Origin of the sequence: Arthrobacter sp. E3, from assembly GCF_017353415.1 — a bacterium.
GTDB lineage: Bacteria > Actinomycetota > Actinomycetes > Actinomycetales > Micrococcaceae > Specibacter.
In genome coordinates this window covers 61,905-72,067 of sequence record NZ_JAFMPX010000017.1, presented here as the reverse complement: position 1 = coordinate 72,067, position 10,163 = coordinate 61,905, and the positions used below count along the sequence as shown (strand labels likewise).

Below are 10,163 nucleotides of genomic sequence, written 5' to 3'. Positions count from 1 at the left end.
ACACCCCGAAAGATTCCGCCGGCCACCCACCACACCAGCCCCCGCCAAACACGTCGGCATCAACCTACCCAAACCACAAACACCACAAAAACTAGCCAAGTGACTCAACACAGCTTGACAATTTTCGTGGCGGCGCGTTGAATTCCAATAGTGCGCAGGAGCCGCCCGCTACCCTCCGGCAAAAGGCGGGAGCACGTCCACTACGTCGCCGGGGCTCAACTGATGCTCCAGGTTTCGTGTGGAGACCTCGTTGACCAGAAAACTGCACCGGGTGAGGATTTCCGCCAGCGGGGGAGTGTGCCCGGATGCTGAGACCGGGAAGGACTCCACGAGATACCCGGACAGCTCGGCCAACGTGAACGGCTTGGTTCCGGCAAGAGCAGCTACGTCAAGGCGCTGTTCCTCAACACCGGTGGCAGCTGCGGCGGCAGCAAAAAATCGTACGTTCATGCTCATCCTCCAATGGCACTCATGCTGCGGTCCGGTTGGACGAAGTCGGCGTCACCCAGCCCGGGGTGGCCCATGCCGTGGGCGCGGGGCTTGGCCCACATGGCGTCCTGCCAGCGGGCAATGACGGCGTCGTCGTCAGCGGTGGTTTCCCCAGCACGCAGCAAGGCCAGCAAATCAACCTCGGTGCGTGAAAACAAGCAGCTCATGACCTTGCCCTCGGCCGTTATCCGTGTGCGGCGGCAGTCGGCGCAAAACGGTTCGGTGACGGAGGCGATGATGCCAACAGTGCCCAAAAGTTCGGTGGATCCGTGCAGCCTGACTTCGAAGCGTTCAGCCGGGGCGCCGTCGCGGGCGCGCGGGTCGGGGGACAGCTCAAAGGTGCCGGAGAGCAGGTCACGGATCTCCGCGGCGGTGATCATGCCCTCGCGCGTCCAGCCGTGGTCTGCGTCCAAGGGCATCTGCTCGATGAAACGCAGCTCGTAGCCGCGGTCAAGGCTCCATTGCAGCAGTTCGGCTGCGTGGCCGTCGTTGATGCCTCGCAGCAGCACGGCATTGATCTTGACGGGCCGCAGACCGGCAGCGGCGGCGGCCTCAATGCCGGCCAGCACCTGATCGAGGAAGGGGCGGCGGGTCAGCTGCAGGAAAGCGTCGTGGTGGAGCGTGTCCATGGACACGTTCAGCCGCGTCAGCCCGGCGTCGGCCAGTGCCTGCGCCTTCTTGGCCAGTCCCACACCGTTGGTGGTGAGTGAAATGGGCAGCTTGGGATGGTTCTTGCGCAGTGCGGCGATGATGTCCACGAGGTCTGCGCGCACCAGCGGCTCGCCGCCTGTCAGACGCAGTTCGCGCACGCCGAGGCTGTTCACACCGAGCCCCACGAGCCTGACGATTTCAGCTGCCGTGAGCAGTTTGTCTTTTTTGAGCCATTCCAGGCCGGCCTCAGGCATGCAATATTGGCAGCGCAGATTGCATTTGTCGGTCAGGGACAGCCGCATGTCACTTGCCATCCGGCCGAACTGGTCCCGCAGGCCCGATTCTGCACCGCCAGTGCGCGGCACGCCGGGCCCGGGCGTGGGCGTGGGGCGCACCCCTGGCATGCCCAGATCAACGTGTTCAGTGTCCATGCTTCAACGCTACGCCATTATTTACTTCCCGGCTTGCCGGTGTGGGAAGCACGACGTCGTTGGCAGCCTCCTGCCCTCGTCACACCCAAGTCGTGGGGTAGGGAAACCCATGGTGGGTCGCCGCGCGTTCCGCCCCCTGTGGCACCCCTCGCCTAGGATGGGAAAAGGGATGCCGCCCGGCCCCTCCAACGGAAGGAAGCCATGCGTAGAACCGTAGCCGAGCACCAAAAAGCCGTCGAGAACCTGTTGGCCGACGCGTGGAAAGCACTGCTTGACGCCAATGGCCACGATGCCGGTACGCCCGTACCGCTCCTGGAGGCACAGGGCCGTGTGCTGGCCACTAACTTGGTGGCCGCCATTGACCTGCCGCCCTTCGCCAATTCCCAAATGGACGGCTATGCCATCCACGTAGATGACGAACAACCTGTAACCATTGATTCCATCGAATCAACCAGTTACCAAGTGGCGGCCACCATTGCTGCTGGGGCCGTCCCGGACGAACTGGCCCGGGGCACGGCGGCGCCCATCATGACAGGTGCCATGCTGCCGCCGGGAGCCAACGCGGTGGTGCCCATCGAAAAGGCTCGCCCGGACACTTTCGCACCCCCGGGGGAAACGGTGGAACTGCCCACCACGGCGCCGGGAACTTTTGTCAGGACGCAGGGGAGCGACGTTCAGCAGGGGGAGGCGGTCATTGCAGCAGGAACCCTCCTCAATGCTGCGCACCTGGGACTTGCAGCAGCTCTTGGCTGCACCCAGCTGCCGGTTGCACGCAAGCTGCGCGTGCTGCTGCTCACCACAGGCGACGAGGTCCTGGCCCCAGGCGACCCGCTTGCCGCTGACGGACTTCCACCGGGCATGATCTATGACGCCAACGCGGCATTGCTGCGCGCAAGTTTGGCAGATGCAGGTCTTGAGGTGGTGCAGTCCTATGTGGTCAGGGACGAACCGGCAGCGCTGCTGCGCCTCCTGGAGGCAAATGTGGGCAGTGTGGTGGGCCCGGACGGCAGGGCCGAACCCAGCTGTGAGCTGGTGATCTCGGTCGGGGGCATCAGTGCAGGTGCCTTCGAAGTGGTGAAGCAGGCCCTTGCCAACGGCGGACCGCAATCCGATATGGAGTTTTGTTCCGTGGCCCTGCAACCAGGCGGTCCACAGGGGCTGGGCAGCTTTCGCGGGGTACCGTTCCTGGCATTTCCGGGGAACCCCGTCAGCGCCTTCATCTCCGTTGAAATGTTCCTGCGCCCTGCCCTGGCCACGTTGCTGGGCACCCCGGTGCCGCGACAGCGAGTACTTGCCACCTTGGAACATGCCCTGTCTTCCCCGGCGGGAAAGCAGCAGATCCGGCGCGGCATTTATTCCGGCCCCGCCTTCGAATCGGCGCCGTCGGTGCGTGAGGTTGGCGGTCAGTCCTCACATTTGCTCGGTGCCCTGGCGAAAGCCAACGCCCTCATCACCATCCCCGCAGGTGTTACTGAATTACAGGCCGGGGCAAAGGTGGAAGTATGGCTGTTGTGACTACCGAACAAACACCAGCCCTGACCCACGTGCGGCAGGACGGAACAGCCGCCATGGTTGACGTCTCCGCGAAGCCGGAAACCACCCGTGAAGCCACGGCCACAGGCACAGTGAGCACCACTGCCGACGTAATGAAACTGCTGGGCGCCGGCGGGCTGCCCAAGGGTGACGCGCTGGCCGTGGCACGCATTGCCGGGATCATGGGTGCCAAAAAGACCCCAGACCTCATTCCCCTGTGCCACCCGCTGCCCATCTCCAAGGCAACCGTGGACTTTGAACTCGAGGAAACTGCCGTCAGGGTGTTTGCGACAGTGAAAACCCGCGGCCCCACAGGGGTTGAAATGGAGGCCCTGACAGCCGTTTCAGTGGCTGCCCTTAACGTGTACGACATGATCAAGGCAGTGGACAAGCACGCCGTCATCTCGGACATCCACGTGCTCGCCAAAAGTGGCGGCAAAAGTGGTGACTGGACACTTCAGCAAACACCCGCCGAAGGAAACCTCGCATGAGCGCCTGCGAACCCGGCGCCTCCTTGGGCACGGCAGCGATCGTGATCGCCTCAACCCGCGCAGCCTTGGGTGTTTATGACGACGAAACGGGTCCGGTCATCGCCGATTGGCTGACAGAGCACGGCTTTGACACCATGGCACCCGTGGTGGTCCCGGACGGCGCCCCGGTCGGCGCGGCCCTGCGAGCAGTGCTCACGCAACACCCCGCCGTCGTCATTACCAGCGGCGGCACCGGCCTGAGCCCGGATGACCAAACCCCGGAGATGACCCTGCCTCTGCTTGACCGCGAAATCCCCGGCATCATGGAGGCCGTCCGCGCCGCCGGTCTGACGAAAACACCCATGGCTGCGCTCAGCCGTGGGCACGCCGGTCTGGTCGGTGGAACGTTCGTCATCAACCTGCCTGGCTCGCCGTCGGGCGTCATGGACGGGCTGGCCGTGCTGGACCCCATCATCAAACACCTTTGCGATCAGGCAGGCGGCCATCATGGGCACTAACGTTGACGTGGTTTACGCAGCACTGAGCGCCAAGGCGATCTCCGTCGATGCGGCCATCGCCGCTGTGGAATCGGATACAGCAGGCGCCGTTGTCAGCTTCAGCGGGGTGGTCCGCAACCACGACGGCGGCAAAGACGTCACACGGTTGAGCTATAGTGCCCATCCACTGGCCACCGGCGTGCTCAACGGCATCGTCGCCTCCCTGGCCGACGGCTCCGCTGACCCCGACGGTCACCCCGTGCGGGTTTGGGTGGCGCACCGGGTGGGGCCGCTGGACATTGGCGAGCCCGCGCTGGTCTGTGCCGTGGCGTCCTCGCACCGGGCCGAGGCGTTTGAACTGTGCTCCACCCTTGTGGAACGAATCAAGGCAGAGGTGCCTATCTGGAAGGAACAGTTCTTCAGCGACGGCAGCGTCGAATGGGTGGGGGCCGGAACCGTGCCGGAGCCGGACACGCAAGAAAACCAGTAGGCTTAAACGCATGACTGAAATGCTGAAGGTGGCCGTGCTCGGCGCCAAGGGACGAATGGGAACGGCTGCCGTGGCGGCCATAGCAGCAGCACCGGATCTGGAACTGGTGGCTGCCCTGGGCCGGACCGACCCACTGGAGACGCTGCGTGACTGCGGCGCCCAGGTCATTGTCGACCTGACAGTCCCGGACTCCACCGAAGCCAACGTCCGCTTTGCCGTGGAACACGGCATCCACGCGGTGGTGGGCACCACCGGCTGGGACGCCGCGCGCCTGGCCAAGCTCGAGGAACTGTTGGCGCAGCACCCCGCCGTTGGCGTTCTCATCGCCCCCAACTTCGCGCTGGGTTCGGTGCTTGCCACCCGCTTCGCTGCACAGGCCGCCCGGTACTTTGACTCGGTGGAGATCATCGAATTGCACCACCCACGCAAGGTCGACGCCCCCTCCGGCACGGCCCTGCGCACAGCCCAGCTGGTGGCCGCAGCCCGCAAGGCGGCCGGCGTCCCAGCAGCCCCGGATGCCACCACCAGCGAGTTGGACGGCGCACGCGGCGCCTCTATCGACGGCATCCCCGTCCACAGCGTGCGGCTGGCCGGGCTAGTGGCCCACCAGGAAGTGCTGTTCGGCAGCCATGGCGAGGCACTGACCATCCGCCACGACTCGTTCAACCACGAGTCCTTCATGCCGGGGGTCCTGCTCGGCGTGCGCACCGTGGGCACCCGCCCCGGCTTGACGGTGGGCCTTGACGGCTTCATGGACCTGGAAGGCTAGGGCCGTGGCCAAACCGACACAGTCCAAACCGACGCTGTCCAAAACGAAAATCTGGGTGGGGCTGATTTGCCTCCTGCTCGTGTTTTACATGGTCGTCATGCTCCAGCGAGCCGTGCTGCTGCTGGCCGCACCTGAGTGGATCGCCAAGCTGATGGGCTTCGGCTTTCTCGTGATTCCCTTGGTGGCCGCCTGGGCGCTCATTAGCGAAGTCCGCTTTGGCGCCACGACTGAACGCATGGCCAAGGTTCTGGAGAACGAGGGCGGGCTGCCCGAAGACAACCTGCCCCGCACACCCGGCGGCCGGATTGTCCGTGAGGCGGCCGACGCGGAGTTTGAAAAGTACAAGCTCGAAGCCGAGGCCGCACCGCTGGACTGGCGCTCCTGGTTCCGGCTCTCCTGCGCCTATGACGCGGCCGGCGACCGCAAGCGCGCCCGCCAGTCCATGCGTGACGCCATCGTGATCTTCCGCGAGGCGTAAGGCATGGCCACCGCACACAACCTTGCCGACGGCGTCGAGCTTTCCTACGACACAGTGGGGGAGGGACCGCCCATTTTGTTGGTCCACGGCAGCGCCCTGACCAAGGCGATTTGGCGCGGATTCGGCTACACGAAGGCGTTGCGGGAGCACTACCGGGTCATCACGATGGACCTGCGCGGGCATGGTCGCAGCGCCAAGCCGCACACCGCCGCGGCGTACGCCATGGATACGCTGGTGGCTGACGCCCTAGCCGTGCTGGATGCCGCCGGCGCCAAGCAGGCCCACTTTGGCGGCTACTCGGTGGGCGGGCGGTTGGGCTTTTCGCTGGCCGCGGCCGCCCCCGGACGGCTGCTGTCCCTTGCAACTTTTGGCGGGACGTACAGGATTCAGCCCGGCAGTGTGGGCCAACTTTTCTTTCCCGAGTACGACGCCGCCCTCGGCTCAGGCGGCATGCCCGCCTTTGTCGCGGGCTGGGAAGCGCACATGGGGACCAGCCTCGACGGCCAGACAAGAGCTGCTTTTTTGGCCAATGACGGCCAGGCGCTGCGGGCCTACTTTGCCCAAACCGAGGCGGAGCCGGCCATCCCCGAGGACGTCCTGGCAGCCATCGACGTGCCGGCGCTGCTCATGGCGGGCACGGCGGACCGGGCACGGTTGGAAGATTCCCGCCGTGCAGCCACCCTCATGCGCCAGGCCCGTGTGGTGGAATTGCCGGGCCGAAACCACGGCACCACTCTGCTTCCGGCCCAGCCGGTGCTGGATGAATGGCTGCCGTTCCTGCAACGCCACTAGTCCTGCAACGCAGCGAATCAGTCGGTGCCAGCACGCAGTGGCGGGACCGAACTGGTGGGGCAGCGATTGGGCAGGTGTGCGGCGTTGAACGCTTCCTGTAGGGCTGGCAGCAGGGCCAGCGAGGCTGACTGGTATCCCAAGCTGGATGGATGGTATCCGTCAATGGCGAACATGTACGAGGGGTTGGTCAGGAACAGTTGACGAACGGCTTTGCCTATAAGCACCGGGTGGGCCCCTGCAGCAACGGCGATCTTGAACTGGGCGGAGGCCAGCCGACGCGACATTTGCCCACCAAATTCCCGCAGCGGTTTGGGCAGTGATGGCAGTGTGTCGAAATCCGGGCAGGTGCCCACCACCACCTCGCTGCCCAGTGCACACAACCTGCCGATGATCCGGCGCAGCCCGCTGACCGACTCACTCAAGGAAACATGTCCGGTGAGATCGTTGCCGCCCACAATAAGCACAGTGATGTCAGGGGCGAAACCAAGCTGTTCAAGGACATCAAGCTGGGCAGCAACCCCGGATGTACGCGCCCCCACCACCGCAATCGTGTGCAGTTCCACGGCACGGTGGGTCTGCCTGGACAAGAAAGTGGCCAGGATTGCACCCAAGGTGTTCTCGGGTGTTGAGGCACCCAAGCTCGCTGCCACCGAATCACCGGCCATCACAAGATGGACCGGATTGCCCCACTCGGGGTTGTACACGGCGTCGGCATCAGGACCGTTGTCACCGAGTCGGTGCCCCACCAGTGCCTGTGCCTGGTGCCCCTCCGCCCTGAACAGCAAGGCAATGGCTCCAACCGCGGCACCAACGCCAGCTGCAGCGATGGTGGCCGCCCTCGAAGCCTTGCGCAAATGGATATGCTCCATGGGGGCACTATATTCCCCAGCATATGAACCGCCCTATGGACTGCGTTGAACGAAATCTGCATCTAGCAGGTAACGTTTTACCCATGTCTGTCTCTAAAAACACCCTGCGCCCCTTTGGAACCCTGGTGCCCGCCATGGTCACCCCCTTCACCGCCGACGGGGCAGTGGATTACAAGGGTGCTGGCGAGCTGGCCAATAAGCTTGTCGACGACGGCTGTGATGGCATCCTTGTCACCGGCACCACCGGGGAAACCTCCACCCTGACGGACGAAGAAAACCTGGGCATGTTCCAGGCCGTGATCGATGCTGTGGGCGACCGTGCCCGCGTCATCGCCGGCACCGGAACCAATGACACCCGCCACTCCATCAGTCTGTCCCAGCGCGCCGCGAAACTGGATATTGACGGACTGCTGCTGGTCACCCCGTACTACAACAAGCCCAGCCAGGCCGGCATCCAGGCCCACTTTGAAGCGATTGCGAACTCCACCGAACTGCCCGTCATGCTCTATGACATCCCCGGGCGCAGCGGAATTCCCATCACCACCGAAACCATCATCCGCCTGGCCGACCACCCGAGAATCATCGCGTTGAAGGACGCCAAGGCCGACTTCACCGAAACCAGCCGCGTGCTTGCCAACACGGATCTCGATGTTTACTCGGGCGATGACGGACTGACGCTTCCGCTAATGGCCGCCGGCGCGGTCGGACTTGTCAGTGTCAGCGCCCACATCGCCGCACCCTCCTTCCGCGCGCTCATTGATGCGGCCGCTGCCGGGGACTTCGTCACGGCCCGCAAGATCCACTTTGAGCTGGATCCGGTCATCCGGGCCGCAATGGGCCACGTCCAGGGCGCGGTGGCCATCAAGCAAATTCTCAAGTGGCAGGGATTCCTGTCCAACTCGGTGGTCCGGCTTCCCTTGGTGGAACCGGGCGAGGCCGAGATCGCCATGATCAAAGCTGACCTCGCGGAAGCTGGAATGGAAGTGTAGGTATGACCCAAATGACTGAGCCGGGGCTGCGGACTCCGCCGAGCCTGGACAAGGGCACGTTGCGGGTTGTTCCGCTGGGGGGCATTGGCGAGATTGGCCGCAACATGACCGTCTTTGAAATTGCCGGCAAGCTGCTCATCGTCGACTGCGGGGTGCTGTTTCCGGAAGAGGACCAGCCGGGCGTTGACGTGATTCTGCCTGACTTCTCCTACATCAAGGACCGGCTCGACGACGTGGTGGGCGTAGTGCTCACGCACGGGCACGAAGACCACATTGGCGCTGTCCCGTACCTGCTGCGCCTGCGCAACGACATTCCCTTGATCGGCTCGCAACTGACGCTGGCGTTCGTTGAAGCGAAGCTCATGGAGCACCGTATCAAGCCCTGGACGCTGACCGTCAAGGAGGGCCAAGTTGAACAGCTGGGCCCGTTCCAGTGTGAATTCATTGCCGTCAACCACTCCATTCCGGACGCCATGGCCGTGTTCCTGCGTACCGCGGGCGGCTCCGTGCTGCACACTGGCGACTTCAAAATGGACCAGCTGCCGCTGGACGGCAGGATCACGGACCTGCGGCACTTTGCCCGCCTCGGCGAGGAAGGAGTCGATCTGTTTCTTGTTGACTCCACCAATGCCGACGTGCCCGGCTTCACCACCAGCGAAGCTGAAATTGGGCCAACCCTGGAGGCGTTGTTCGGCAAGGCGGACAAGGGCATCATCGTGGCCAGCTTCTCCTCCCATGTGCACCGAGTTCAGCAGGTGCTCAACGCCGCCGTGCTGCATCACCGCAAAGTTGCTTTCGTGGGCCGTTCCATGATCCGCAACATGGGCATTGCAGAAAAGCTGGGCTACCTGCACGTGCCGGCCGATGTGGTCGTAGACATGAAGAACGTGGACAACCTGCCGGATAACCAGGTGGTGCTGATGTCCACCGGGTCACAGGGCGAGCCCATGGCGGCGCTGTCCCGCATGGCCAACGGAGACCACAAGATTTCCGTGGGCAAGGGAGACACCGTCATCCTGGCTTCCTCGCTCATCCCGGGCAATGAGAACGCCGTGTTCCGCATCATCAACGGTCTGCTCAAGCTCGGCGCCGACGTGATCCACAAGGGCACGGCCAAGGTCCACGTTTCAGGCCACGCCGCCGCCGGGGAGTTGCTGTACTGCTACAACATCCTGACGCCCAAAAATGTGATGCCCGTCCACGGTGAAACCCGCCACCTCATCGCCAATGCCAAAATAGCCATCTCCTCCGGCGTACCGGCCGAGAACGTACTGTTGACCGATGACGGCTCAGTCGTCGACTTGAAAGACGGCGTGGCCAAGATCGTCGGCCAGGTCGAGTGCGGCTTTGTGTACGTTGATGGACACAGCGTGGGAGAGATCACCGACGCTGACTTGAAGGACCGCCGCGTGCTGGGGGACGAGGGTTTCATCTCCATCATCACTGTGGTGAACCGTGCCACCGGGAAGATCGTCTCCGGACCGGACATCCACGCCCGCGGTGTTGCCGAGGACGATTCCGTCTTCGACGAGATCAAGCCCAAGATCGCTGCGGCCCTTGAAGAAGCGGTCATGGCCAGCACCGACCACACTGCCCACCAGCTCCAGCAGGTGGTGCGCCGGGTGATCGGCACCTGGGTCAACCGTAAGCTGCGCCGCCGCCCCATGATCATTCCGGTGGTCCTGGAGGCGTAGGCCGCGGTGCA

Annotated in this window: 12 protein-coding genes; 9 read left to right on the top strand and 3 right to left on the bottom strand. The window is 64.0% G+C overall.

The genetic code is table 11. From position 1 onward, the window contains the following. Nucleotides 1-168 precede the first annotated feature (168 nt). Both JMA46_RS09320 and moaA read right to left on the bottom strand, forming a co-directional pair. The gene (locus JMA46_RS09320) at nucleotides 169-450 is read right to left on the bottom strand and encodes a MoaD/ThiS family protein (RefSeq protein ID WP_207345060.1); all 282 of its coding nucleotides are present in this window, start codon (nucleotides 448-450) and stop codon (nucleotides 169-171) included. Between the two features lie 2 nt (nucleotides 451-452). Next, nucleotides 453-1,544 carry a GTP 3',8-cyclase MoaA gene (moaA, locus tag JMA46_RS09315; RefSeq protein ID WP_282099581.1) on the bottom strand — a complete coding sequence of 364 codons (1,092 nt, stop codon included), beginning with the start codon at nucleotides 1,542-1,544 and terminating at the stop codon, nucleotides 453-455. A gap of 228 nt (nucleotides 1,545-1,772) precedes the next feature. Here moaA and glp point away from each other — a divergent pair, with 228 nt between their 5' ends. The 7 genes from glp to JMA46_RS09280 all read left to right on the top strand — a co-directional run bounded on the left by glp (nucleotide 1,773) and on the right by JMA46_RS09280 (nucleotide 6,600). Then, nucleotides 1,773-3,086, top strand: coding sequence for a gephyrin-like molybdotransferase Glp (gene glp, locus JMA46_RS09310; RefSeq protein ID WP_207345058.1), 1,314 nt, complete (start codon nucleotides 1,773-1,775; stop codon nucleotides 3,084-3,086). Further along, entirely contained in the window at nucleotides 3,074-3,595 is a 522-nt protein-coding gene (gene moaC / locus JMA46_RS09305) for a cyclic pyranopterin monophosphate synthase MoaC (protein ID WP_207345057.1), read from the top strand. The genes glp and moaC overlap by 13 nt, the downstream gene beginning before the upstream one ends. Beyond that, a complete protein-coding gene (locus tag JMA46_RS09300) occupies nucleotides 3,592-4,092 on the top strand; it encodes a MogA/MoaB family molybdenum cofactor biosynthesis protein (protein ID WP_207345056.1) in 501 nt (166 codons plus the stop codon). Before moaC ends, JMA46_RS09300 begins: the two co-directional genes overlap by 4 nt. Next, nucleotides 4,082-4,561: a molybdenum cofactor biosynthesis protein MoaE gene (locus JMA46_RS09295; RefSeq protein WP_207345055.1), complete on the top strand. Its 480-nt coding sequence runs from the start codon at nucleotides 4,082-4,084 to the stop codon at nucleotides 4,559-4,561. The genes JMA46_RS09300 and JMA46_RS09295 overlap by 11 nt, the downstream gene beginning before the upstream one ends. A gap of 10 nt (nucleotides 4,562-4,571) precedes the next feature. Then, nucleotides 4,572-5,330 carry a 4-hydroxy-tetrahydrodipicolinate reductase gene (dapB, locus tag JMA46_RS09290; protein ID WP_207345054.1) on the top strand — a complete coding sequence of 253 codons (759 nt, stop codon included), beginning with the start codon at nucleotides 4,572-4,574 and terminating at the stop codon, nucleotides 5,328-5,330. Between the two features lie 88 nt (nucleotides 5,331-5,418). Beyond that, nucleotides 5,419-5,808, top strand: coding sequence for a hypothetical protein (locus JMA46_RS09285; RefSeq protein ID WP_247647198.1), 390 nt, complete (start codon nucleotides 5,419-5,421; stop codon nucleotides 5,806-5,808). A gap of 3 nt (nucleotides 5,809-5,811) precedes the next feature. After that, complete coding sequence (locus tag JMA46_RS09280; protein WP_207345053.1) at nucleotides 5,812-6,600, top strand: alpha/beta hydrolase; 789 nt, start codon at nucleotides 5,812-5,814, stop codon at nucleotides 6,598-6,600. Between the two features lie 17 nt (nucleotides 6,601-6,617). On the opposite strand, the gene JMA46_RS09275 is transcribed toward JMA46_RS09280, so the two are convergent. Next, complete coding sequence (locus JMA46_RS09275) at nucleotides 6,618-7,469, bottom strand: SGNH/GDSL hydrolase family protein (RefSeq protein ID WP_207345052.1); 852 nt, start codon at nucleotides 7,467-7,469, stop codon at nucleotides 6,618-6,620. 83 nt (nucleotides 7,470-7,552) lie between these two features. Here JMA46_RS09275 and dapA point away from each other — a divergent pair, with 83 nt between their 5' ends. Both dapA and JMA46_RS09265 read left to right on the top strand, forming a co-directional pair. Next, nucleotides 7,553-8,458 (top strand): 4-hydroxy-tetrahydrodipicolinate synthase, encoded by a 906-nt coding sequence (dapA, locus tag JMA46_RS09270; protein ID WP_207345051.1) that lies wholly within the window; start codon nucleotides 7,553-7,555, stop codon nucleotides 8,456-8,458. A gap of 2 nt (nucleotides 8,459-8,460) precedes the next feature. After that, complete coding sequence (locus JMA46_RS09265; protein WP_207345050.1) at nucleotides 8,461-10,152, top strand: ribonuclease J; 1,692 nt, start codon at nucleotides 8,461-8,463, stop codon at nucleotides 10,150-10,152. Nucleotides 10,153-10,163 lie beyond the last annotated feature (11 nt).

Coding starts and splice junctions, on each gene's coding strand:
- JMA46_RS09320 (WP_207345060.1), bottom strand. CDS start 450: ATGAACGTACGATTTTTTGCTGCCGCCGCAGCTGCCACCGGTGTTGAG.
- moaA (WP_282099581.1), bottom strand. CDS start 1,544: ATGCCAGGGGTGCGCCCCACGCCCACGCCCGGGCCCGGCGTGCCGCGC.
- glp (WP_207345058.1), top strand. CDS start 1,773: ATGCGTAGAACCGTAGCCGAGCACCAAAAAGCCGTCGAGAACCTGTTG.
- moaC (WP_207345057.1), top strand. CDS start 3,074: ATGGCTGTTGTGACTACCGAACAAACACCAGCCCTGACCCACGTGCGG.
- JMA46_RS09300 (WP_207345056.1), top strand. CDS start 3,592: ATGAGCGCCTGCGAACCCGGCGCCTCCTTGGGCACGGCAGCGATCGTG.
- JMA46_RS09295 (WP_207345055.1), top strand. CDS start 4,082: ATGGGCACTAACGTTGACGTGGTTTACGCAGCACTGAGCGCCAAGGCG.
- dapB (WP_207345054.1), top strand. CDS start 4,572: ATGACTGAAATGCTGAAGGTGGCCGTGCTCGGCGCCAAGGGACGAATG.
- JMA46_RS09285 (WP_247647198.1), top strand. CDS start 5,419: ATGGTCGTCATGCTCCAGCGAGCCGTGCTGCTGCTGGCCGCACCTGAG.
- JMA46_RS09280 (WP_207345053.1), top strand. CDS start 5,812: ATGGCCACCGCACACAACCTTGCCGACGGCGTCGAGCTTTCCTACGAC.
- JMA46_RS09275 (WP_207345052.1), bottom strand. CDS start 7,469: ATGGAGCATATCCATTTGCGCAAGGCTTCGAGGGCGGCCACCATCGCT.
- dapA (WP_207345051.1), top strand. CDS start 7,553: ATGTCTGTCTCTAAAAACACCCTGCGCCCCTTTGGAACCCTGGTGCCC.
- JMA46_RS09265 (WP_207345050.1), top strand. CDS start 8,461: ATGACCCAAATGACTGAGCCGGGGCTGCGGACTCCGCCGAGCCTGGAC.